This is a genomic window from Streptomyces sp. NPDC037083, from assembly GCF_055606485.1.
In genome coordinates, this window is the sequence record NZ_JBVJSQ010000001.1 from 978,949 (window position 1) to 1,000,384 (window position 21,436).

Annotated in this window: 21 protein-coding genes; 8 read left to right on the forward strand and 13 right to left on the reverse strand. The window is 72.9% G+C overall.

Translation table 11 applies throughout. From position 1 onward, the window contains the following. The first annotated feature begins 46 nt into the window (after positions 1-46). From ACZ7DE_RS04510 to ACZ7DE_RS04520, 3 genes are all read left to right on the forward strand, one after another. Positions 47-1,075, forward strand: a complete 1,029-nt coding sequence (locus ACZ7DE_RS04510) for an ABC transporter substrate-binding protein (protein ID WP_470757769.1) — start codon at positions 47-49, stop codon at positions 1,073-1,075. A 74-nt stretch (positions 1,076-1,149) separates the two neighbouring features. Next, the gene (locus tag ACZ7DE_RS04515; RefSeq protein ID WP_470758007.1) at positions 1,150-2,115 is read left to right on the forward strand and encodes a FecCD family ABC transporter permease; all 966 of its coding nucleotides are present in this window, start codon (positions 1,150-1,152) and stop codon (positions 2,113-2,115) included. Next, positions 2,112-2,915, forward strand: a complete 804-nt coding sequence (locus tag ACZ7DE_RS04520) for an ABC transporter ATP-binding protein (protein WP_470757771.1) — start codon at positions 2,112-2,114, stop codon at positions 2,913-2,915. The genes ACZ7DE_RS04515 and ACZ7DE_RS04520 overlap by 4 nt, the downstream gene beginning before the upstream one ends. On the opposite strand, the gene ACZ7DE_RS04525 is transcribed toward ACZ7DE_RS04520, so the two are convergent. The 5 genes from ACZ7DE_RS04525 to ACZ7DE_RS04545 all read right to left on the reverse strand — a co-directional run bounded on the left by ACZ7DE_RS04525 (position 2,857) and on the right by ACZ7DE_RS04545 (position 7,966). Beyond that, a complete protein-coding gene (locus ACZ7DE_RS04525; protein WP_470757773.1) occupies positions 2,857-3,501 on the reverse strand; it encodes a DJ-1/PfpI family protein in 645 nt (214 codons plus the stop codon). The two genes, ACZ7DE_RS04520 and ACZ7DE_RS04525, sit on opposite strands and share 59 nt — an antisense overlap. A gap of 139 nt (positions 3,502-3,640) precedes the next feature. After that, positions 3,641-4,360, reverse strand: coding sequence for a sigma-70 family RNA polymerase sigma factor (locus ACZ7DE_RS04530; RefSeq protein WP_470757775.1), 720 nt, complete (start codon positions 4,358-4,360; stop codon positions 3,641-3,643). A gap of 158 nt (positions 4,361-4,518) precedes the next feature. Then, positions 4,519-5,235, reverse strand: coding sequence for a hypothetical protein (locus tag ACZ7DE_RS04535; protein WP_470757777.1), 717 nt, complete (start codon positions 5,233-5,235; stop codon positions 4,519-4,521). Between the two features lie 160 nt (positions 5,236-5,395). Further along, complete coding sequence (locus tag ACZ7DE_RS04540; RefSeq protein ID WP_470757779.1) at positions 5,396-6,814, reverse strand: DUF2252 domain-containing protein; 1,419 nt, start codon at positions 6,812-6,814, stop codon at positions 5,396-5,398. Positions 6,815-7,024: 210 nt separating this feature from the next. After that, positions 7,025-7,966 (reverse strand): YhjD/YihY/BrkB family envelope integrity protein, encoded by a 942-nt coding sequence (locus ACZ7DE_RS04545; RefSeq protein WP_470757781.1) that lies wholly within the window; start codon positions 7,964-7,966, stop codon positions 7,025-7,027. 167 nt (positions 7,967-8,133) lie between these two features. Between ACZ7DE_RS04545 and ACZ7DE_RS04550 the strand changes: the two genes are divergently transcribed. Next, positions 8,134-8,784, forward strand: coding sequence for a GAP family protein (locus ACZ7DE_RS04550; RefSeq protein WP_470757783.1), 651 nt, complete (start codon positions 8,134-8,136; stop codon positions 8,782-8,784). A 139-nt stretch (positions 8,785-8,923) separates the two neighbouring features. Here ACZ7DE_RS04550 and ACZ7DE_RS04555 read toward each other — a convergent pair whose 3' ends face one another. Further along, positions 8,924-10,258, reverse strand: a complete 1,335-nt coding sequence (locus tag ACZ7DE_RS04555; RefSeq protein WP_470757785.1) for a hypothetical protein — start codon at positions 10,256-10,258, stop codon at positions 8,924-8,926. 192 nt (positions 10,259-10,450) lie between these two features. On the opposite strand from ACZ7DE_RS04555, the gene ACZ7DE_RS04560 reads away from it, so the two are divergent. Beyond that, on the forward strand, positions 10,451-10,873 hold the full coding sequence (locus ACZ7DE_RS04560) for a DUF6325 family protein (RefSeq protein WP_470758009.1): 423 nt from the start codon (positions 10,451-10,453) through the stop codon (positions 10,871-10,873). 72 nt (positions 10,874-10,945) lie between these two features. Here the strand turns inward: ACZ7DE_RS04560 and ACZ7DE_RS04565 are convergent, their stop codons facing one another. Both ACZ7DE_RS04565 and ACZ7DE_RS04570 read right to left on the reverse strand, forming a co-directional pair. Beyond that, a complete protein-coding gene (locus tag ACZ7DE_RS04565) occupies positions 10,946-11,329 on the reverse strand; it encodes a hypothetical protein (RefSeq protein WP_470757787.1) in 384 nt (127 codons plus the stop codon). A 180-nt stretch (positions 11,330-11,509) separates the two neighbouring features. Then, positions 11,510-11,935, reverse strand: a complete 426-nt coding sequence (locus ACZ7DE_RS04570; RefSeq protein ID WP_470757789.1) for a DUF7144 family membrane protein — start codon at positions 11,933-11,935, stop codon at positions 11,510-11,512. Between the two features lie 191 nt (positions 11,936-12,126). Here ACZ7DE_RS04570 and ACZ7DE_RS04575 point away from each other — a divergent pair, with 191 nt between their 5' ends. Both ACZ7DE_RS04575 and ACZ7DE_RS04580 read left to right on the forward strand, forming a co-directional pair. Beyond that, positions 12,127-12,444: an SHOCT domain-containing protein gene (locus tag ACZ7DE_RS04575; protein ID WP_470757791.1), complete on the forward strand. Its 318-nt coding sequence runs from the start codon at positions 12,127-12,129 to the stop codon at positions 12,442-12,444. 136 nt (positions 12,445-12,580) lie between these two features. Next, complete coding sequence (locus ACZ7DE_RS04580; RefSeq protein ID WP_470757792.1) at positions 12,581-13,411, forward strand: SAM-dependent methyltransferase; 831 nt, start codon at positions 12,581-12,583, stop codon at positions 13,409-13,411. Positions 13,412-13,427: 16 nt separating this feature from the next. On the opposite strand, the gene ACZ7DE_RS04585 is transcribed toward ACZ7DE_RS04580, so the two are convergent. Beyond that, a complete protein-coding gene (locus tag ACZ7DE_RS04585) occupies positions 13,428-14,273 on the reverse strand; it encodes a PaaX family transcriptional regulator (protein ID WP_470757794.1) in 846 nt (281 codons plus the stop codon). Between the two features lie 108 nt (positions 14,274-14,381). After that, positions 14,382-15,734 carry an MFS transporter gene (locus ACZ7DE_RS04590; protein WP_470757796.1) on the reverse strand — a complete coding sequence of 451 codons (1,353 nt, stop codon included), beginning with the start codon at positions 15,732-15,734 and terminating at the stop codon, positions 14,382-14,384. Positions 15,735-15,976: 242 nt separating this feature from the next. Between ACZ7DE_RS04590 and ACZ7DE_RS04595 the strand changes: the two genes are divergently transcribed. Then, positions 15,977-17,332 carry a hypothetical protein gene (locus ACZ7DE_RS04595; protein WP_470757798.1) on the forward strand — a complete coding sequence of 452 codons (1,356 nt, stop codon included), beginning with the start codon at positions 15,977-15,979 and terminating at the stop codon, positions 17,330-17,332. A 59-nt stretch (positions 17,333-17,391) separates the two neighbouring features. On the opposite strand, the gene ACZ7DE_RS04600 is transcribed toward ACZ7DE_RS04595, so the two are convergent. From ACZ7DE_RS04600 to ACZ7DE_RS04610, 3 genes are all read right to left on the reverse strand, one after another. Beyond that, on the reverse strand, positions 17,392-18,012 hold the full coding sequence (locus ACZ7DE_RS04600) for a sigma-70 family RNA polymerase sigma factor (protein ID WP_470757800.1): 621 nt from the start codon (positions 18,010-18,012) through the stop codon (positions 17,392-17,394). A gap of 88 nt (positions 18,013-18,100) precedes the next feature. Next, positions 18,101-18,796: a hypothetical protein gene (locus tag ACZ7DE_RS04605; RefSeq protein ID WP_470757802.1), complete on the reverse strand. Its 696-nt coding sequence runs from the start codon at positions 18,794-18,796 to the stop codon at positions 18,101-18,103. Between the two features lie 118 nt (positions 18,797-18,914). Further along, on the reverse strand, positions 18,915-21,338 hold the full coding sequence (locus ACZ7DE_RS04610) for a SpoIIE family protein phosphatase (RefSeq protein ID WP_470757804.1): 2,424 nt from the start codon (positions 21,336-21,338) through the stop codon (positions 18,915-18,917). Positions 21,339-21,436 lie beyond the last annotated feature (98 nt).

A 21,436-nucleotide genomic window follows, 5' to 3' on the forward strand; every position in this document is an offset into this window, starting at 1 on the left:
CGCACCGACTACTTGAACGGAGTCCCCCCGATCCCAAGGAGTCCATGTGCTGTCGAAACGGCCCGCCGCCGCGGTCCTGGCCGGGGCGCTCTGCCTGGTCACCGCGGCGTGCGGGAGGTCGGCGTCCCCCGCGGCGAGCGCCGCGGAGGGCGCCGGCGCCCCCGGCTACCCGGTCACCGTCGAGAACTGCGGGCGGACGACCACGTACACCGAGGCGCCGGAGCGGGTGGTCGTCATGAACGGCGCCTCCGTGGCCGAGGTCTCCTCGCTGCTCGCGCTCGGCCTCAGCGACCGCATCGTGGCCAACGAACAGTCGTACGGCCGCTCCGAGGTGCCGGGCCGGGCCCAGGCCATCCGGAAACTGCCCACCGGAGACGTCACGCTCAACGACGCCTCCGACGTCCCCCGCGAGGCGATGCTGGGCCTGCGCCCCGATCTGGTGCTGTCCACCACCTCGTACGGCTTCGACGCGAAGAACGGCTTCGCGACCCGCGAGGACCTCGAAACGGTCGGCGCCCACACCTACGTCTCCCCTCAGGGCTGCGACCAGGACACCTCGCACATGACGATCGAGGACAGCTACCGGCTGCTGCGCGACCTGGGGAAGATCTTCCACGTCGGCGACCGCGCCGAGCGGATCATCGCCGCCTCGCAGAAACGGATCGGCGACGTGAGGGCCGCGGTGGGCGGCGGGAAGCGCCCGAACGTCATGGTCGTGTTCTCCAACATGAGCATGGGCGGCAACGACTTCAGTTCCATCGCCGCCAACGGCATCTGGAACGACGTCCTCGCCAAGGCGGGCGGCCGCAACGCCTTCGCCTCCGCGTCCAGGACCGCCTTCGCCGACCTCAGCAAGGAGAAGGTCGCCGCCGAACCGGTCGATGCCCTGGTGGTCATCAGCTACAACGACCCCGACCCGGAGGCATATGCCCGCAAACTGCTCAAGGAGTTCCCCCAGTGGCCGGCCGCCAAGAACAACCGCTCGCTCGTGCTGTCCGACTCCATCTACCTCGGGCCGAGCAACGACCTGGCGGTCCGGAAGATCGCCGGGATGCTGCACCCGGACGCCCTCTGACGCCTCCGGGCAGGGGGAGACGCCCGAATCCGCTCGCGGTCGTGACCGTGTTGCTGGTGGTGCTCGCGGCCGTCATGACGCTGGCGATCAGCATCGGCGCCGTCACCATTCCGCTGGGTGACGTTTGGCGGATCGTGTGGGCCCACCTGTCCGGCGGCGGCGTCGGCGGCGACCCGGCCACGGACCAGATCGTCTGGAACTTCCGCACCCCGCGCGTCGTCCTCGCCGCGCTGGTCGGGGCGGGTCTGGCGATCTCGGGGGTGGTGCTGCAGGCGGTCGTCGCCAACCCGCTGGCCGATCCGTACGTCCTGGGCGTCTCCTCCGGGGCATCCCTCGGAGCGGTCCTCGTGATGACGCTCGCCGGGGGCGCACTGGGCGGGCTGGGGGTGTCCTCGGCCGCCTTCCTCGGCGCGACGGCGGCCGTCGCCCTGGTCTTCGTCCTGGGGCAGAAGCGCGGCCGGCTGGCCCCCACCCGACTGGTCCTGTCCGGCGTGGCCGTGGGCTACCTCTTCCTGGCGGCCACGAGTTACTTCCAACTGCGGGCCACGCCGACGGAGTTGCGCACCCTGATGTTCTGGATGCTCGGCAGCGTCGCCGGCGCCCAGTGGGGCCAGCTGCCCCTGGTCGCCGCCGTCGTGCTGACCGCGACCGTGGTCCTGAGCCTGTTCGGCCGACGGCTCAACGCGCTGCTGGCCGGCGACGAGTCCGCCACCGCCCTCGGCGTCGACGTCCACCGGCTGCGTGCGCTGCTGCTCGTGCTGTCCTCGCTGGTGACCGGCACGGTCATCGCCGTCGCGGGCGGGATCGGCTTCGTCGGCCTGATGATCCCGCACCTCGTTCGCCTCACCACCGGGGCGGACCACCGCAGACTGCTCCCCCAGGCCGCTCTGGTCGGCGCCGTCTACCTGGTCGTCGTCGATCTGCTCTCACGCACCCTCGACCGCCCCAACGAACTGCCTCTCGGCATTCTCACCGCCTTGTTCGGCGCGCCCTTCTTCCTGTGGCTGCTGCGTCGGAACAAGAGCCTGGACAGCGTATGAAGCTCACCGTCGAACAGATCTACGTCGCCCTCGGCCACCAGCCGATCCTGCGCGACGTCCGTCTGGAGGCCGGTTCCGGCGCCGTCGTGGGCCTGATCGGGCCCAACGGCAGCGGCAAGTCCACGCTGCTGCGGACCGTGTACCGGTCCCTGCGTCCCGACCGCGGGGTGGTGTGCGTGGACGGCGACGACGTGTGGTCGCTGTCCGCCCGCGGCGCGGCCCGCCGCACCGCAGCCGTCCTGCAGGACGCGGGCGGCAATCCGGCCGGCATGTCCGTCACCGAGATCGTCGCCCTCGGCCGTACGCCGCACCACGGCCTGCTCGGCCGCGAGGGCGCGGACGACCATCAGGCCGTGGCGGAGGCCATGGACCGCTGCGGTGTGCGCTGCCTGGCCGAACGCGACTACGCCTCGCTGTCCGGCGGTGAGCGTCAGCGGGTGCTGCTGGCCCGAGCCCTCGCCCAGCGTCCTCGGCTGCTCGTCCTGGACGAACTCACCAACCACCTCGACATCCGCGCCCGGTTCGAACTGCTCGCGCTGATCCGCTCGACGGGCGTCACCACGCTGGCCGTCCTGCACGACCTGGACCTCGCCGCCCGCCTGTGCGATCACCTCGTGGCCCTGCACGACGGCGAAGTGGTCGCCGCGGGCCCGGTCCTGGACGTCCTGACACCGGACCTGCTGCGGGACGTCTTCGGCGTGGCCGCCACCGCCGACCGCCATGCCGACGGAATCGTGCGCATCACCTACGGCGCCGAACCGCTCGCCCTGGAGCAGGTACCCGAGAAGGCGGTCGGCTGACGGGGCGGTCGTAGTGGACGTCGCGGCGGACCGCGGCCGCCGCCTCGGGGCCGTCGAGGCGCTCCACCAGGTGGAAGGCCATGTCGATGCCCGCGGACACGCCCGCGCTGGTGACGATGTCGCCGTCGTCGACGTACCGTTCGTCCGCCCGTACGTCGACGGTGCCGTCGACGGCCGTCAGCTTCTCGGCGAAGTCGCGGTGCGTGGTGGCGGGGCGGCCCTTCAGCGGTCCCGCCGCGGCGAACACCAGGGAGCCCGTGCACACGCTTGCCGGCACGACGCCCCGATCGTGCAGCCCCCGCAGCCAGTCCAGGTGGTCGCGGTCGTCCTTCAAGGGCCGTGTTCCGTCCCCGCCGGGATGGACGAGGAGATCCAGGGCGGGGGCGTCCGCGAGGGCGTGGTCCACGGCGAGACGCAGCCCCTTGGCGCAGCGCACCCACCCCTCCTCCCGGCCGATCGTGAGCAGCCGTACCGGTGTCGTCGCCACATGGGCGGCCCAGAACCCGAGGACCTCCCACGGACCGACGACGTCGAGCTCCTCGGCGTCCTCGAACACGAAGACGCCGATGGTCAGCGGGGAATCCATGCCGGCGAACTCACCAACTCCCTGTGCACGACGAAGCGTTGAGAACGGCAGCAGGTCACGGGAACCGGCTCCGGCGCGCGGGGGGACCCGGGTGAGGCCGGCGCCCGCCCGCGGCCACGGGCACCGACACCACCCCGGATCAGGCCGCCACGGCATCGGGCAGGGCCGCCGCGGAGCGCGCCCGCAGGGCGAACGCCGACTCGGCGGGATCCGACCCTCGCGTCGGCCGGGGCTCGTCCGCATCGGCGATCTGCCCCACCAGCTCGGCGCGAGCCCGGGCGACGCGCGAACGGACCGTTCCCACCGGGCAGTTGCTGACATCGGCGGCCTCCGCGTACGGCAGGCCCAGCAACTGCGTGAGGACGAACGCCTCCCGGCGCTCCTGCGGCAGCGCGTCCAGCAGGTCGAGGAGCGCGATGCCCTCGTCGAACCCGGGCACATCGCAGGGCTGGGCCAGCTCGGCGGCCTGCCGCCAGTCGTGGCTGCCGGACAGCCGTGGCCGGGCAGCGGCGCGCCGGAACTCGTCGACCACGGCACGGCGCGCGATCGACAGCAGCCAGGAGCGGGCCGAGGAGCGTCCCTCGAACCGGTGCAGGCTGCCTAGGGCCCGTATGAAGGTCTCCTGGGCCAGGTCGTCCGCCGACTGGGGATCGGCGCTCAGATGCGCCACGTAACGCACCACGTCGCAGTGCAGAGCGCGGACGAACCGCTCGACGGCCACCGCGTCACCGCTGCGGGCCGCAAGAGCCCAGGTGGTGATCACTTCGTCGACCGCCCGGGTCCTGTCGTGTTTCTTTTTCGGCTTCTTGTCGGGATTCTCGCGTTGCCCACGTAATGCGGGCAGGGCAGGAGCAAGCACCTGGTGTCCTTCACGAAATCATGCGCGGACGGCGCACACGGACGCGCCGAATCCAGCGAAAAGGGAACTGGAGCCGTACGAGGGCATGACCGCGCCCGGGGCTCGGGTGTAGGGAACGCCCGTGAACGGCCCCGGAAACCGGCCTGTTCCGGGCTGTTCTATGCGACAGCCGTTCCTGCGGGTGGTCCCCGGGAGGTGATCGCATGAACGAGGAGGAGCCGCAGCGGCTCCCAGGTCGGGCCGCTGCGCGGCACGAGGGCGACCGGCCCGCGGGGCGCCACGGGCCCGGCGAGGAACAGCCGCAGCGGTGCGGCGAGCCGTCCGGCCACGGCACGCAGCACGCGGAACGCGGCACGCTCGCCGCACGCCAGCCACAGCCCGCACAGCAGCGCGGCCACCAGGTGGGCGGCATACATGCCGAACGACGACGTCATGCCCAGCGCGTGCCACACGCACCCGGCCGCGTCCGGGACCGTGTGACTCGCGTGGTTCACGGCCATGGACTGCGTGTGCAGGGAGTGCGCGCCCATGGAGCCCATGTCCATCGAGCCCATGTCCATGGACCCCATCGGCGTGGATCCCGTACCCTGCCGGCCCGAGGACGTGGACGTCGCACCGGCCGCCGCGTGCGCGAGTGAGAACCCCACGTGCAGCGCCGCCTGAGCGGCGACCACCAGGAACACGACCAGCGGAAGGCCGCGTTCACGCCCGGCCGCGCTCCAGCCGACGGCACCCGTCGCCACGACCCCGGCAGCCAGCGCCCACCAGGGCACCGGGTCGCCGGACATCATGGTGTGGGCCAGGGCGGCGAGCAGCACGCAGACGGCCGCGAACACCGCGGCCCGTACCGTACGCGCACACCACCCTGCAGCCATGACAGGCTTCATCCTTGCATCCGAAGACCGGTCGTTACGGATCAGTACGCAAATTGGCGCGGCGTCGCACTCGAAAAGAAGAAGCCTTCCAGTCATCTGGAAAATCGCGGGAACTCGCGTCAATTCCGAGCCGACTTACTAAGGGGATACCGCCGGGTTCTCACGCCGACTCGGCGCGGACCCGTCCCGTTCGGACGGCGTCGAGGAGGGCCTGGTGGTCCTTCTCGTTCTGGTCCGCGTACAGCTCGGCGAAGGTCGCCAGCGCCCGGTCGAACGTGTCGCCGCCGCCGAGGTAGGCGGCGATCGCGATGCGGTCGCCGGAGCGGGCGTGGGCGCGGGCCAGGGTGGCGCCGCAGAGCCGCCCGAACAGGGACATCCGTCTCGGCGACAGGTTCTCGGCGACGACGATGCCCTTCCAGTCCCTGAGCTGGCGGACGTAGAAGTCGCGGCGGCGGCCGTCGATGCCCGTGGTGCGCTCCCAGCCGAGGAAGATGTCGCTGGTCGCCTGCATCAGCCGCTGACCCGCGACGACCCGCTCGCCCTGGGTACGGAATCCGCCCGCGCCGGCGTAGGGCGCCAGCACCGACTCGTCGGCCTCCTTCGCCTGGAGGAACAGCGGGTCCTGGTCGTCCTTGCCGAGCAGCAGCACGATCCAGCAGCGGGTGCCGACGCTGCCCACGCCGACGACCTTGCGGGCGATGTCGGCGACGCGGTAGGTCTCCAGCAGGAACCTGCGGTCCGTCTGCAGGGACCGGCCGTAGCGCTCGACGAGCCGGCTGATCTCCGTCTCGAGCGCACCGCTCTCGGCCTTGGGCAGCAGGTTCTCCAGCCGGACCAGGAGCGGCGGGTCGTCGGCGATCCTGCGCCGTCCGCCGACCACGTGGGTGAGCTTTTCGAAGACCTGGAGCGTGTCGTGCGCCTGGGCCTTCTCCCGTGCCGCGTCCCAGCGTTCGCGGGTGTCGGCGTCGAGCCCCGGGGCGAACCGCTTCTGCAGTTCGTCCGCCTCGAACCGGGTGTACCAGACCTCGAGGTTGCCCATGCCCGCGAAGGCCCGCATCCGCTCGCGGTAGGCCCGTACGGCGGCCCGCACCACGGACGCCCGCTCCTTGGCGCTGAAGCCGTTGGCGCGGCCGGCGATGACCAGGCTGGCGGCGAGCCGCTTGACGTCCCACTCCCACGGGCCGGGCAGGGTCTCGTCGAAGTCGTTGATGTCGAACATCAGCCGGCGTTCCGGGGAGGCCAGCAGCCGGAAGTTCAGCATGTGGGCGTCGCCGCAGCACTGGACGCGGATGCCGGTGCGGGGCGTCTCGGCGAGGTCGGCGGCCATGATGGCGGCGGCTCCCCGGTAGAAGCGGAACGGTGACTCGCTCATCCGTCCGTAGCGGATCGGGACGAGTTCCGGGAGCCGCTTCGCCGACTGCGCGTCGATGACGTCCACCGGATCGGTGCGCTTCGGCGGCGGCGTGAACTCGGCGTGCGCGGACCGCGGTACGTCGGCGCGGGCGGCCTTGCCGCGCTCGGCGCGTTCGCCGGGGGTGCGGTGGCGAAGTTCGTGGCCGGTGAGGCGGTTCTCGCTCATTGCAGACGCTCCACGATGTGGTCGCCACGCGCGGGGTGCTGGGGTGCAGGGTGCGGGCGAGGGCCGTCGGCGACGGGTCGAGCGGCGCCGGACCGTCCGAAGCGCCCGGCCGAGCCGCCCTGCGGAACCGCCTCGGCCAGCCGACGGTCCTGTCCTGTCGACCTCGGCCTCGACGTCGAACTGGAACTGTCGCGGGAGCCGGGCCGACCGCTATCGGTCTTCCAACGTATCGCCGGTGGAGTGGCGCGGCGACCCGGGCCCGCCCAGGCGCCGAGCCACCGCGGGTTCACGGGCGACGACCGCGCCGGCGGTGATGCACAGCGCCATGGCCACGCACAGCGCGATGAGCCAGGACAGCAGGGTGAAGACGGCGCCCAGGGAGCCGTACCTGTCGAGGCTGTGGCTGAGGGCCCTGGGCACGTACAGGTGCGCCGTCGAGGTGAGCACGCTCAGGGCCGTCCCCGCCAGGAGCGCGCCCGGCAGCAGCGGCAGCCACGGCACACGGCCGGTCAGCAGCAGGTGCTGCGTCCACCACCACAGGGCGGTCTCGGCGACGATCAGCAGCGGCAGCCCCAGCCACAGACCGAGGCCGAAGCCGTCCCGCAGGACGCCCTGCACAGCGACCATGATCAGCCATGCCGGAAGCCACACGACCCAGCGCCAGGCGGCCATCCGCGCTCCCGCGCTGGGCAGGCTCCAGGCCCGCTGGCAGAGCCGCTGCATGGCGCGGCTGCACGCGGTGGCCGAGATCAGCACCATCAGCGCGCCGACGACGCCGGTGGTCTGGCGCAGTTCGGACGTGTCCCCCTCGAAGACCAGCTGCAACTGGTCCTCGGCGCTTCCGGTCAGGCCGAAGGCGTCGGTCACCGAGCTGACGAACTGTTCGCGCAGCGCCTGCGGGGCGATGGACGCCATCACGAAGAGCAGCGGCACGGCGGTGAGGAACGTCTGCGCGGCCAGCCGGGTCGCGGAGTCCAGCACGTTCACCGAGACCAGGTGCGTCACGAGATGCGTGATCAGCGGGTACCGGGACTCGGCCCGGGCCCGCAGCCCGCGCGCCCGGGCCCCGACCGCCGCACCCCGGGCCCGCCACCGCGCACGGCGGGACGGGTGCGCCGGGCGGTCCCGCCGGGGCCCTGCGCCTGGCTGCATGCTGCCAGGGTGCCCCGGCCGCGCCCTCCCGGCTCGCGGCGGGGGCCCGGAAGAGGCCGGACGGGTGAGGGTGCCGACGCCGCCGGGCGCCCCCCGACGATTTGTGGGTCCGTGCCGGGCCGGTGACGATGAGGAGGTGAGCACCGAGAGCGGCCACGGGGGCGGCGATGGTTGTTGATCTGGTGCTCATCGGCCTGGCGATCGCCGTCTTCCCGCTGTCGGTGACCGCGTTCGTCCTGGTGCTGGCGGCGCGCCGGGGGCGCCTGAAGGGCCTGGCGTTCGTCTTCGCCTGGCTCGCCTGTTTCGTGGCCGTCCTCGCCGCGGTGCTGCTGACCACCGGGGGGACGCCCCCGGCCCCCACGTCCGCGCCCTCCACCGCCTCGACCGCCGTCAAGCTCGCCATCGGCGTGGCGCTGGTCGGGTACGCGGTGCACCGTCACCGCTCCCGGGGCCGGCGCAAGCCCGCGGGCGGGATGATGGCGCGGCTCGACCGGATCTCCCTGTGGGAGGCGGCGGCGCTGGGCCCGCTCCTGCAGCCGTGGGGGCTCGTGGCGGCGGGCGCGGCGACCGTGGTGGACGCCGACCTGTCCCACGCCTCCTCGTTCGCGGCCCTGTTCGGCTACTGCCTGCTGGCCACGAGCAGCCTGCTGGCCATGGAGGTCTACGCGGCGTTCGCCCCCGAATCCTCCCGGGTCCGGCTCGGGAGGCTGCGGGGCTGGCTCCAGCGCCGCCAGGACCAGGCGCTCGTCGTTCTGCTGCTGGGGGTCGGGCTGTTCCTGGTGGGCCGGAGCATCTACCAACTGACGTCCGCCGGCTGACACCTGCCGACCGACGCCCACCGTGCTGACACCTGCCGACCGACGCCCACCGTGCTGACACCTGCCGACTGCCGTTCCGGCGGCTGGGCGTCCGCCGGTTGCGAGGCGGGGCCGCGCCGGTCTCTCCGGGGAGTCGGTGTCACGCCGGGCCGGTGTCCAGGAACTCGCGGAGGGCGAAGGCGACCAGCACGATCACCGCGGTCCAGATCACGACCATCATGGTCGGATAGCTCCAGGTGAACAGGACGATCGCGGCGACCGCCAGGATCGCCGCCCCGATCCACCCCTTGAAGCGGTGCACGAACCGGCCCACCGCGCCCAGCCGCATCCCCGCCGACCCCGCCACGTCGCGCCCCGCGCCGATCCCCCTGGCGCAGAAGTGCCGGGTGAACACGGCGGGCCGGGAGGGGCCGACGAAGAACGCGCCGAGAGCCGTGACCACGGCCAGCGCACCGACCGCCCGGATGCTGGAGCGCAGGAACCGCACCAGGGCGTCGTAGACGGCGCCCGCGGCGTCCGAGTTCGCCCCCGGCGGCAGGTGGTCCAGGTACACCGCGCGGAACACGGCGAGCACCACGCCCAGGAGCACCATGGCGAGGAAGACCCCGATCGCGGCCCCGATCAGCGCCCGCCTGCGGTGCGTGGCCAGGAACACCCCCGCGGCGGCGATCAGCACCGCGATGACGGGCAGCCAGTTGCCGATGACCTGCAGCACTCTCAGATACGACTTGATCTTGCCGACGTCCTTGCCCTCGACGACGACGAAGTCCGTGTGCACGTCGGGGATCTTCGCCGCCACCGCCAGCCCCGAGTCGACGAGCCGCTCCTTGACCTGGGCCACGATGGGCGCGACGTCGATGACGACCTGGTTGTTCTTCACCTCCACCGCGCCGTCGCCCGAGCCGGTCAGCGCCTTGTCGACGGCGCTGTGGGCCCGGCGGTTCGCGTTCGTCCAGACCTTCTCGAAGGCCGGGCTGGAGACGACCCGCATGACGGTGCTGCTCACCAGCTCCTTCAGACCGCTCTCGATGGGGCCGCTCAGGTCGCCGATGAGGCTCGCGACCTTCGGCGGCACGCCCTGCTGCGACGCGGCCCGGCTCAGCTCGGCGACCAGCGCGTCCACGTCGATCTGCCGGAGCACGGTGTTGGTGACCCGGGTGGTGACGGCCTGCTGGACGTCGGGGTCGGACGCCAGCGGCGCCACGGTCGCGACATAGCGGTCGGTGTCGCGGATGATGCTGTTCGCCCACACCGCGACCACGGCGAGCAGGGCCAGCAGCGACGCCAGAATGATCAGCAGCACCGATCCCAGCGCCCGCAGCCGGTGCTTCGGTGCGTGCCGGCCGCTCTCCAACTCGCCCAGTCTGCGCCGAAGTTCTTGCATCTCCTCGGCCTGCTGCGCGAGCCGGACTTCCTCGGCGGAGCCCCCGTAGGGGTCCTCCGGCCGGGGCGGGGGCGTGTCGCTGCCAGTCATGCCTCGAGGAGACGGCAGCGGGGGCGGCCCGGCGAGCGGGGAGGGTCCGGCCGGGTGACGCGCACCGGGTGCGACGGCTCATGCCGGGTGATGCAATGGCAGTCAGGGGGCCGCCGCACGAGCACCCGAGGTGAGACCGTGAGCGAGCACACCGAGCGGACCGAGCAGAGCGAGCAGTCCGAGTTCGACGAGATGGGACCCATCGACTACGTGGTGGTGGAGTTTCCCGGCAACCGCATGACGGGTGAGGGCTTCCCGCTGCTGGTCGACCTGGTGGACCGAGGCCTCATCCGGATCCTGGACCTGACGTTCGTCAGGAAGGACGCGGACGGCTCGGTGATCGCCCTGGAGATCGCCGACCTCACCGGCGACGGCAGGCTCGACCTCGCCGTCTTCGAAGGGGCGCGCTCCGGCCTGCTGGGCCAGGACGACCTGGAGGAGGCCGCCGCGGCCATCCAGCCCGGCAACTCCGCCGCACTGCTGGTCTACGAGAACCTGTGGGCCGCGCCCTTCGCCGCCGCCCTGCGCCGCGGCGGAGCCCAGCTGGTCGCCTCCGGACGGCTGCCAGTCCAGGCCGTGCTGGCCTCGCTGGAGGCGGCCGAGGCCGCCTCCTGAATCCCGGGACGGGTCTGCACCCCGGCACAAGAGTCCTGACCTCGTGAGAACCCAGGCGGCTGAGCCCGAGGCTCAGCCGCCTCCGCCGACCACCGAGTAGCTCTGCCACGGGGTCTGGCCGGGCGTGAACTGCACGGACATCTGCGTCCCGAGATAGAAGCTCTCCCCGCCGGTGCCACCGCTCTGGTCGTCGCCGGCTTTCGTCAGCGCGCAGTCCTCGTCGGCGTAGAGCCGGATGTCGTCGACCGTGTAGTTGCGCACACTGTGGGCGCCGCCCGGGAAGCTGTGGCATCCCTCGTCGGACGGGCTCTGGATCTTCACGACCCGCTTGGCGGGGGTCGTGTACTGGAGCGTGCCCATGGCGTTGTGATCCGTGCAGCCGGCGAGGGCGACCAGGGGAACGGCGGCGGCGGCGACGGCTGCGGCCCGGCGGCCGGAACGGCTACGACAGGTCATGGTGACGGTCCTCGTCTGTGCGGTCGTCTGCGCGGACGGCTGTTCGGTCGTCTGTTCGGTCGTCTGCGCGGGCGCCCCGCGCGGGAGACGACGGACGGGCAGCCCGGGGCCTCTTCACCCCGGGCTGCCGTGAGCGGGCGCGACACCGAGGGCGGGCCCTCCGTGCCCGCGGGCCCGAGGTCAGGTGGCGGCATCCCTTCGCGGGCCGACGCACAGCGCCCAGATGACGAATCCGTCGATGACCATCAGCGTGATCGCCCAGAACGGGTACCAGGGCAGCCACGCGAAATTGGCGATCAGATTGAGACCAGCGACGGTGATACCGACGACACGGGCCCACATCGCCCCGCTGAACAGGGCCATACCCGCCAGCACCACCACGATGCCGAGGGAGAGGTGCAGCCAGCCCCAGCTGGTCAGGCTCCACTGAAAGGTGAAATTCCGGGTGGAGACGAAGACGTCGTCCTCCGCGATGGCGGCTATTCCCTCGAATATCGCCAGCACGCCGCCGAACATCATCATGATCGCGGCGAATACCACCCAGCCGGACACCGCGCCCATTCCCCGGGCGGTGGTCCGGTGCATTCCCGTGCTTTGTGTGGCCATTTTCCGGGCTCCTTCAACTGGGCCTCATCGCCGGGCCGAACGTCCGGCTGTGGACACCCTTCCAGCCTGCCACCAGTCGCCGTGATCGGCAGATCGGGCGAGGAGCCGCGGCGTACCGGACCACCGCGCGGTGGTCCGGGCCCGCTCGAGGTGGTCCAATGGAATGGCCTCCGGACGAAAGGGGATGGGCCATGCCAGGTCTTCTTCGCGGAGTAGCCCGCACCGCCGTCGTCGCGGGTACGGCGACCGCCGTCTCCAACCGTGTGTCGCGCCGTCAGCAGGGACGCTGGGCGGCCCAGGAGGGCTACCGGGAGCCCCCGCCGCAGTCCTACGAGCAGCCGCCGCAGGCCGCCCCGCAGGCCGCGCCGCAGGCCGCGCCGCAGGCCGCGCCGCAGGCCGACGACCTGAGCGCCAGGATCGATCAGCTCAAGGAGCTGGGAGAGCTCAGGAAGCAAGGGGTGCTCACCGAGGCCGAGTTCGCGGAACAGAAGCGCCGGCTCCTCGGCTGAGACGAGCCCCGGCAACTGCCCTGGCCCTCACCGCGGTTGGCCGCTGGTGAGGGCATGTCAGGATGGGGGACCCGACAGTCACCCATCCCGGTTCGTCCGGCGGCAGGACACCAAGTCCAGGGCGGAGCAAGGCAGCATGACCTCTCCTCGCGGCGGCGACGCCGACGGCGGCGACGGCACGTCGCTGACGATCGACACGAGCAAGCCCCACCCCGCCCGGATGTACGACTACTTCCTCGGCGGCAAGGACAACTACGAGGTCGACCAGGAGGCCGCCGAGAGGTTCATCCGCGCGGCGCCGGAGGTCCGGCTGGCCGTCCGGGCGAACCGGCTGTTCATGCACCGCGCCGTGCGTCACGTCGTCGCCGAGGGCGGCATCCGGCAGATCCTCGACATCGGCACGGGCCTGCCGACCGAGCCCAACGTCCATCAGATAGCGCGCGCCATCGCCCCCGAGACCCGAGTGGCGTACGTCGACAACGACCCGATCGTCAGCGCCCATTCACGGACCCTGCTGGACGACGACGACCACACGTCCGTGGTGCTGGCCGACCTGCGCGATCCCCGGTCCGTCCTCGACCACCCCGACGTGCGCAGGGTCGTGGACTTCGACCGGCCGGTGGCGCTGCTGCTGGTGGCCGTCCTGCACTTCGTCACCGAGGAGGAGGACCCCGGCGCCATCGTCGCCACCCTCCTCGACGCCCTGCCGACGGGATCCCAGCTGGTCCTGTCCCACGCGACGGTCGACATCCACGACGGCGACCGCGACGACGCGGTGAACGTCTACAAGAACGCCACCGCCACCATGAACCCCCGCTCCCACGCCCGCGTCCTGGACTTCTTCGGCGGCCTCACCCTGACCGAGCCGGGCCTGGTCCTGGTCCCGCACTGGCGCCCCGACGAGCCCCCGAACAAGGACGCCCCGCCGATCGGCATCTACGGCGGAGTGGCCCGCAAGGACCGCTGACCGCAGCACCGCGCCGCTAGCGCAGCGGCGCCGTTTCCAGGACCATTTCGGCCAGGCGGCGCGCGGGGGCCGCGGTCTGTTCCGCCACCCGGCGGAAGGTCTCCTGAGCGGCGCGGGCCGGCCACTCGGGGGGCAGGTGGCGGGCGGGGAGCCGGGGGTCCGTGCGGATCGTCCAGAGCCATTCGCTGACCAGGCGCAGCCGGGTGCCGATCGGGTCGTCGCCCGGTTCGGCGTTCAGGCGGGCGGTCCAGCGCTTGTCGAAGGAGACGTAGCGGGCGGCGATGCTCTCCAGATCCCAGGTCTCGCGGACCATCAGGCCGATGTCGACGGCGGCGTCGGCCGAGGCGTGGAAGATCTTGACGTGGGAGGTCAGGCCGAGTTCGGCGACCACGGCGGCGACGTCCACGCGCCCCGGCGCGATCCACAGCCCGCTGTACAGCGCGCCGAATCCGGACCAGGCGAGCCGTGAACGCAGGTCGTGGCGCTCGCGCTGGCGGGACTCGGGGAGCGAGAAGCCCAGCAGCGTCCAGTCGCCGTCCCAGTCGTCGTTGACGGCGCCCTGCTGCCAGATGCGGACGCGGCCGCCGTGCAGGACGCGCGTCGCCTGCTCGGTCAGCCCGAAGTACATCCGGCGGCCCTCGCGCTGCCGGCGCAGCAGGCCCCGGCCGACCATGCGGGTCAGCGTGGACCGTACGGCCTGCTCACCGACCCCGACCCGGCCGAGCACGTCGATGATGCTGCCCGAGTAGACGCACAGGTCGCCCTGTTCCAGCACGTGGTTGCCGAAGAAGCCGAGCATCAGCGACTGCGGGCGCAGCTGCGGGGCGCCGTCCGGGGTGTCCGCGATGTCGTCGTCCTCCACGCAGGAAAGGGTACGACCGCCCGGCGGCGGTGCGGCGGGCGGTCGTACCACGTCAGCGTCCGTCGGCGGCCGGGCGGACGTCCGTCGTGCGCGCCGGGGCGCCGGCCGTCATGCGGAGACCTCCTGCGTGCGGGGGACGTCCGGGCTCTCGGCCGCGCCGCCCAGGGAGGCCCGGCTGGTCTCGCGCACGAAGAGGACGGTCACGGCCGTGATGACGGCCCCGCCGCACAGCAGCAGCGACACCGGGGTGCTGTCGCCGCTCCCGGCCACCAGGCTCCCGGCGATCATCGGGGAGAACCCGGCGCCGACGAGGGTGGCGCCCTGGTAGCCGAGCGAGGCGCCGGTGTAGCGGACCTCGGTGCCGAACATCTCGGTGAGCAGGGCGCCCAGCGGGCCGTACATCGTGGACTGGGCGATGCCGTGGCCGAGGACGACGGCGAGGATGAGCAGTCCCGGCGACTTCGAGTCGACCAGCGCGAGCACCGGGAAGGCGAGCGCGGCGGAGGCGATCGCTCCGGCGAGGACGACCGGGCGGCGGCCGACGCGGTCCGAGAGCGCGGAGGCGCAGGGCAGCACGACGAGCGCGACGGCGGCGGACACCGTGAGCGCGGTGAGCACCTGCGGGCGGGCGTAGCCGATGCCGGTGGCGTACGCGATCAGATAGCTGGTCAGCAGGGACTGGGCGGTGAAGGCGCCGATGCCGACGCAGCAGGCCAGCAGGACGGGGCGGGGGCGCCGCAGCACGTCGAGGATCGGCAGCCGCGAGCGGGCGCCGTCCTTCTTCACCTCGTCGAAGAGGGGGCTCTCGACGACCTTGAGGCGGACGAGGAGTCCGACGCCGAGCAGCACCACGCTCAGCAGGAACGGCACGCGCCAGCCCCAGGCCGCGAACTCGTCCCTGGGGAGGGTGACGACGAGCGTGACGACGGCGGTGGAGAGCAGGGAGCCGAGCGGGGCTCCCATCTGCGTGAAGCTGGACCACAGTCCGCGCCGCCGCTCGCCCGCGTGCTCGACGACCATCAGCGTGGCGCCGCCCCACTCACCGCCGATGGCGATGCCCTGCAGGACGCGCAGGGTGATCAGCAGCACCGGCGCCCACACGCCGATCGTGTCGTACGTGGGCAGCAGTCCGACGAGGAAGCTGGCGCCGCCCATGAGGCCCATGGTGAGCAGCAGCATCGACTTGCGGCCGAGCCGGTCGCCGAAGTGCCCGAAGAGGATGCCGCCGAGCGGACGGGCGACATAGCCGGCGGCGAACGTGCCGAACGCGGCGATGGTGCCGACGGCAGGGTCGGCGCCGGGGAAGAAGAGCTCGCCGAAGACGAGGGCGGCGACCGTTCCGTAGACGAGGAAGTCGTAGAACTCCACGGCGGTGCCGAGCAGTCCGGAGGCGGCGACCACGCGCAGCTGCCGGTTGCGTTCGACGGTCGTGGACGGTGATGCGACGGGGGACGGGGGCATCGCGGTCTCCCTTGACCGGGGGAATGACACCGTGAAGTTAGGCCCTCACGTGACCAGCGTCAATAAAGTGCACAACATTGCCGTTCGGCGGGCGCGTCGGCCGGGTGGCGGGATGTCGGGTTTCGCTCCGGTCCGCTCGGGCCGTTCAGTACAGTTCCGAGCTCGGCAGTCGAAGGTGATGGTGCGTCAGGGCACCCGTGCGCGTGCGTGGGGGCGCGCATTGGGCGGCGGGAGACTCGGGGGTGGCGGTGGGCCGTGAGCTGGACGCGGGGCGGGCGGGGAGGGAGTCCGAGGGGCTCGCCGTGCCGCAACACGGCCCCGACGGGCCGCGCCGGGCGCTGGTCGCGCATCTGCGCAGGCTGCGGGAGGCGGCCGGGCTGAGCGACGCGGAGCTGATGGAGGGACTCGCGCAGCGGGGAATCGTCGTCGGCGTCGCGCGGCTGTCGAGGTTCCTCGACGGAACCGAAGTGCCCAGCCGCACCCAGGTCACGGCCCTGCACCAGGTGTGCGAGGCCGCCGCCGGCGGTGAGCCCGACCCGGAGGCCGTCCAGGAGACCCGTCAGCTCCTGTACGCCGTGCTCGACGCCGAGCGCGGCACGAAACCGCTGCGGGTGCGGGAGTTCGACCTCGAGGAGCTGCGGGAGCAGCTGGAGCGGGTCAGGGTGCGGACCGCCGCCGAACTCGGCGTGCTGCGCGACGAGCTGGAACGCGAACGGGCGCTGCGCCGGCAGGCCGAGGAGGCGCTGGCCGACCTGGTCGCCGCCGCCGGCGACCATGCCCGGGAGATAGGCGAGACCACCGCGGAGCGGGACGTGGCCCGCGGGCGGATCGCCGAACTGGAGCACCAGATCCGGCAGCACACCGCGCTGTTGCGCCTGCACGAGAAGGAGGCCTGGCACCTGACCGACATGGCGCGCGAGACCGCGCAGGAGATCGCCCGCAACGACGGCTCCGGCCCGGAGCCGTCCGCGTCGGAGCCGTCCGCGCCGGGGACGCCCGCCTCCGTGGCCGCGTCACGGACGTCGGGGGCGACGGCGTCCCCGGAGGCGTCCCCGCAGGTGGCCGACGACGCCTACGACACCGTCCTGAAGATCGTCTCGGCAGTGGAGAGGCTGCGCGACGAGGACCGTGACACCGAGGCGGACCTGGAGCTCAGCCGGCTCTGCGACCAGGAGCCCGACCTGCTGCCCCGCGTCTGGCAGGCGTTCCGCGCGGGCGGCCGCCGCCTCGACGCCGAGCGGCTGCTCGTCGAGGCGGCGCAGTGCTGCAGCGGGATCACCCTCTACCGCCTGTGGCGGACGAGGACCTTCCTCGGGACCCGCCACGTGGGCCTGTTCCCCCTGCACACCGACCATCTGATGGCCGCCATCGGCAGCCATGCGCCGCTCGGCGTGCTGGAGCGGTTCATCAAGGCGTGCCGGGAGCGCGACGACCAGCAGGGGCTGCGGCTTCTGGCCCTGAACTGCACCCCGCTCCCGGTCAGCGAGGTGCTCAAGCTCCGGGAGGTCGGGCTGCCGACGCGGCCGTTCCTCGTCTGGCCCTGGCAGGCCCTTCTGAGGGCGGTGGCACGGACCACCGCCCTCAGAAGGGCTCGCTGACCGCCGACCCCCGCAGGACCGGCGCCGGCCCGTGGGTCGGACCGGCGTCGGCGCGTGGTTCAGGCGGCGAGGGCGGCGTCGTCGACGGCATCCTCCGCCAGCAGGTCCGCCAGGGTCGCCCGGGCCCGCGCCACCCGCGAACGCACCGTGCCGACCGGGCAGTCGCTCGCTTCGGCCGCCTCCGCGTAGGGCAGCCCGGCCAGCTGGGTGAGGACGAACGCCTCGCGCCGCTCGGCCGGCAGCGAGGCCAGCAGGTCCAGCAGGACGACTCCGTCGTCGAAGCCGGGCAGTCCGCACGGCTGGCTCCGTTCCGCGGCGAGCTGCCAGTCCGGCACATCGGACAGGCGGGGCCGGGCGGCGGCGTGCCGGTAGCTGTCGACCACCGCCCGGCGGGCGATGGACAGCAGCCAGGAACGCGCGGAGGAACGGCCTTCGAACCTGTGCAGACTGGCGAGGGCGCGCAGGAAGGTGTCCTGGGCGAGGTCGTCGACCGCCTGGGGGTCGGCGCACAGATGGGCGACGTATCGCAGGACGTCGCGGTGCAGAGCGCGTACGAAGCGCTCGACGGCGTCCGGGTCGCCGGCGCGGGCGGCGAGCGCCCACGCGGTCGTCGACTCGTCGAGGGCGGCCTGGGATGCCTTGCGGGCAGTACTGATCACCTGGTGTCCTTCTCGGATCATCCATGAGGGCGTGAGGGCATGACGGCATGAGGGACCGGCGGCCCGGGGCGCGCGGAGCGGCCCCGGGTCGTCCGGTCGACTGCTGTCGTCAGACGGCGACGGCGGCCCTCGGGGGCGGGCCCCTGGTGGTGATCGCGTGGGCGAGGAGGAGCAGCCGCGGCGCCCGGTCCGAGCGGCGGCGGTTGAACCGGACGCGCGGACGGTCCGGGGTGACGGGCAGAGCGAGCAGCAGCCGCAGCGGCGCGGCCAGCCGCCCGGCCACGGCGCGCAGGATCCGGAACGCGGCCCTCTCGCCGTACGCCAGCCACAGCCCGCACAGCAGCGCGGCCAGGAGGTGGGCGGCGAGCATGCCGAACGAGGACGAGCCGCCGTCGCCGGCGCCGTGCCCCATGTGGCCCAGATGACCCAGGTGCCCCATGTGGTCGACATGGCCCATGTGGCCCATGTCGCCCATGTGGCTCATGTCCATGGACCCCATGCGCATCGGGCCCATGTCCATGGACCCCACGGCGGTGGACGCCGGCCCCGGCGTCGGCGCGGTCAGCGAGAACGCCGAGTGCAGGGCCGCCTGGGCGGCGACCGCGACCGTCACGACGAGGGGCAGTCCGCGCTCCCGGCCCGCCAGGCACCAGCCCGCGCCCGCCACGACGGCCGTGCCGGCGGCCAGCGCCCACCCGGGCGCCTCGTCGCCGGACATCATCAGGTGGCCCAGGGCGGCGAGCAGCACACAGACGGCCGCGAACAGCGCGGCCCGTATCGCGCGAGAACACCACCCAGCGGTCATCGCGCCTCATCTTCGCATCCGGACCACGGTCGTCGTGCTGGGGTACGGAATCCACCCGGCCCCGGCACTCAACGCACCGGATGTGATCCGGGCCACGTCCGCCGGGCGGGCCACGGGCTCAGCGCCAGGAGGCGTCCGCCTGCCCCTCGATGGTCTGCTCCGCCCAGATCGTCTTGCCCTTGGCGCCGGGACGGGTCCCCCAGCGGCGGCTCAGCTGGGCGACCAGGAGAAGGCCGCGGCCGCCCTCGTCGTAGGTGCGGGCCCGGCGCATGTGGGGAGCCGTCCCGCCGGCGTCGGAGACCTCGCAGATGAGCGTCCGGTCGTGGATGAGCCGCAGTTGGACGGGCGGTTCTCCGTGCCGGATGGCGTTGGTGACCAGCTCGCTGACGATCAGCTCGGTGACGAAGGCGGCGTCGGTCAGCCCCCACGCCTCCAGGCGATCGACGGCGCGCTTTCGGGCCTCGGCGACCGCGGCGGGGTCGGAGGCCACTTCCCAGGTGGCGACGCGGGAGGCGTCGAGCGCCCGGGTGCGCGCGACGAGCAGCGCCACGTCGTCGCTGGGCAGCCGGGGCAGCAGATCGGCGAGGACCGTGTCGCACACCGCGTCCAGGGAGACCGCGGGAGCGGCCAGGGCCCGGCACAGACGGGCGGCGCCGTCGTCGACGTCGACGTCACGCGAGCGGGAACGGGACTCGATCAGGCCGTCGGTGTAGAGGGCGAGCAGGCTGCCCTCGGGCAGTTCGATCTCCAGCGACTCGAACGGCAGGCCGCCCAGGCCCAGGGGAGGCCCCGCGGGGAGCGCGAGCAGCTCCACCTCGCCCTCCGGGCTCACCACGGCCGGCAGCGGGTGCCCCGCCCTGGCCAGGGTGCAGCGGCGGGTGACCGGGTCGTAGACGGCGTACAGGCAGGTCGCCCCGACGTCCCCCGCGGTCTCCGGCTCGTCCAGCGCGTCCGTCTCCGTGGCCAGCAGGCCCACGAGGTCGTCGAGGTGGGTGAGCAGCTCGTCGGGGGGCAGGTCGATGTCGGCGAGCGTGCGTACGGCCGTGCGCAGCCGCCCCATGGTCGCCGACGCGTGGATGCCGTGGCCCACGACGTCGCCGACGACCAGCGCGACCCGCGCTCCGGACAGCGCGATGACGTCGAACCAGTCGCCGCCCACCCCGGCCCGCACGTCGGCCGGGAGGTAGCGGGAGGCCACCTCCAGCGCGGACTGCTCGGGCAGCCGCTGCGGCAGCAGGCTGCGCTGCAGGGTGACCGACGTCGCGCGTTCGCGGGTGTAGCGCCGGGCGTTGTCGATGCAGACGGCCGCCCGGGCCGCCAGTTCCTCGGCGAGGACCAGGTCGTCGTCCTGGAAGGGGTCCGGGTGCCGGTGGCGGGCGAAGACGACGACGCCGAGCGCGGTCCCGCGCGCCGTCAGGGGCACGGCCATCACCGAGTGGAAGCCGTGGTCCCGGATGCGCGCGGTGCGCAGCGGGTCCCCGGCGACCCACGCGGGCAGCGCGTCGTGGTCGATCCGGCGGCGCACCGAACGCCCCGAGCGCAGGCTCTCCACCGGCGGGGACCCCTCCGGGTACTCGTCCACCTCGCCCACGCCGAGGACGGCCTCGGGGACGCCCGGCAGCACCGACTGGTGCGCGACGCGCCGCAGCGGCAGCGAGCTGCCGGCCGCGGGCTCCTCCTGGCCCCGCTCGAACGAGGTCAGCAGGTCGACGCTGAGGAAGTCGGCGAGGCCCGGCACCGCCACGTCCGCCAGCTCCTGCGCGGTCCGCGTCACGTCGAGGGTGCTGCCGATCCGGGTGCTGGCCTCCGCGATCAGCTGCAGGCGCTTGCGGGCCCAGTACTGCTCCGTCATGTCGTGCCCGGCGGCGGCCACGCCCAGCACCCGGCCGCCCGGGTCCTCCACCCGGTAGACATGGACCGACCAGGCGTGCTCGCGCACCTCGCCCGGGGCCCGGGTGTGGTTCTCCACGTACTGCGGCTCACCGGTCTCCAGCGCCTGCCGCATCCGTCGCTCGACCTCCTGCGACAGCGGTGTGAGGAGCACATCCGTCATCCGCAGCCCGCGCAGCTCCTCGTCGCCGAGGCCCAGCGCGCCCTGGGCGGTCCGGTTGGAGCGGCGGTAGCGCAGGTCGGTGTCGTACACGGCGGTCGCGCAGGACGGGGACTGCAGGAAGCCCCACCGCATGAGCGCGTCGTCCTCGGGCCGGGGCCCCGGCCCGGACAGGGCGCAGACCACGAGCCAGTCGCGGGTCCCGTCCTCCCTCGTCCGGTGGTGCGCGAGGACCCCGGTCTCCACGCGGCGGCCGTCTCGGTGGCGCAGGACGAGCGTGCCCTGCCACCGGGGCAGTCCGGCGAGCGGCGGGAGGTCCGCCGCGGCCGGCTCCTCGGCGAGGAGCGTGGCCGCCGGCCGGCCCAGGACCTGTTCCGGGGCGTAGCCGAGCAGCCGTCCGGCGCCGTCGTTCCAGCCGGTCACGGCGCCCTGCTCGTCGACGGTGACGCGCGCGGTGAGCGGCTCACCGACGACGTCCGATGCCTCACTCACTCACTCATCCCACTCTCCCGCGCAAACGCGCATCTCATATCATTCCCCCGCATACCCGCCCTCACGCCCTCACGCCCCCCTCTTGTCACCTACGGCCA

Excerpts from the sequence above, each read along its gene's own strand:
- ACZ7DE_RS04515 (WP_470758007.1), top strand. The coding sequence starts at position 1,150 with ATGACGCTGGCGATCAGCATCGGCGCCGTCACCATTCCGCTGGGTGAC.
- ACZ7DE_RS04520 (WP_470757771.1), top strand. The coding sequence starts at position 2,112 with ATGAAGCTCACCGTCGAACAGATCTACGTCGCCCTCGGCCACCAGCCG.
- ACZ7DE_RS04525 (WP_470757773.1), bottom strand. The coding sequence starts at position 3,501 with ATGGATTCCCCGCTGACCATCGGCGTCTTCGTGTTCGAGGACGCCGAG.
- ACZ7DE_RS04535 (WP_470757777.1), bottom strand. The coding sequence starts at position 5,235 with ATGGCTGCAGGGTGGTGTGCGCGTACGGTACGGGCCGCGGTGTTCGCG.
- ACZ7DE_RS04540 (WP_470757779.1), bottom strand. The coding sequence starts at position 6,814 with ATGAGCGAGAACCGCCTCACCGGCCACGAACTTCGCCACCGCACCCCC.
- ACZ7DE_RS04545 (WP_470757781.1), bottom strand. The coding sequence starts at position 7,966 with ATGCAGCCAGGCGCAGGGCCCCGGCGGGACCGCCCGGCGCACCCGTCC.
- ACZ7DE_RS04550 (WP_470757783.1), top strand. The coding sequence starts at position 8,134 with ATGGTTGTTGATCTGGTGCTCATCGGCCTGGCGATCGCCGTCTTCCCG.
- ACZ7DE_RS04555 (WP_470757785.1), bottom strand. The coding sequence starts at position 10,258 with ATGACTGGCAGCGACACGCCCCCGCCCCGGCCGGAGGACCCCTACGGG.
- ACZ7DE_RS04560 (WP_470758009.1), top strand. The coding sequence starts at position 10,451 with ATGGGACCCATCGACTACGTGGTGGTGGAGTTTCCCGGCAACCGCATG.
- ACZ7DE_RS04565 (WP_470757787.1), bottom strand. The coding sequence starts at position 11,329 with ATGACCTGTCGTAGCCGTTCCGGCCGCCGGGCCGCAGCCGTCGCCGCC.
- ACZ7DE_RS04570 (WP_470757789.1), bottom strand. The coding sequence starts at position 11,935 with ATGGCCACACAAAGCACGGGAATGCACCGGACCACCGCCCGGGGAATG.
- ACZ7DE_RS04575 (WP_470757791.1), top strand. The coding sequence starts at position 12,127 with ATGCCAGGTCTTCTTCGCGGAGTAGCCCGCACCGCCGTCGTCGCGGGT.
- ACZ7DE_RS04580 (WP_470757792.1), top strand. The coding sequence starts at position 12,581 with ATGACCTCTCCTCGCGGCGGCGACGCCGACGGCGGCGACGGCACGTCG.
- ACZ7DE_RS04590 (WP_470757796.1), bottom strand. The coding sequence starts at position 15,734 with ATGCCCCCGTCCCCCGTCGCATCACCGTCCACGACCGTCGAACGCAAC.
- ACZ7DE_RS04600 (WP_470757800.1), bottom strand. The coding sequence starts at position 18,012 with ATGATCCGAGAAGGACACCAGGTGATCAGTACTGCCCGCAAGGCATCC.
- ACZ7DE_RS04605 (WP_470757802.1), bottom strand. The coding sequence starts at position 18,796 with ATGACCGCTGGGTGGTGTTCTCGCGCGATACGGGCCGCGCTGTTCGCG.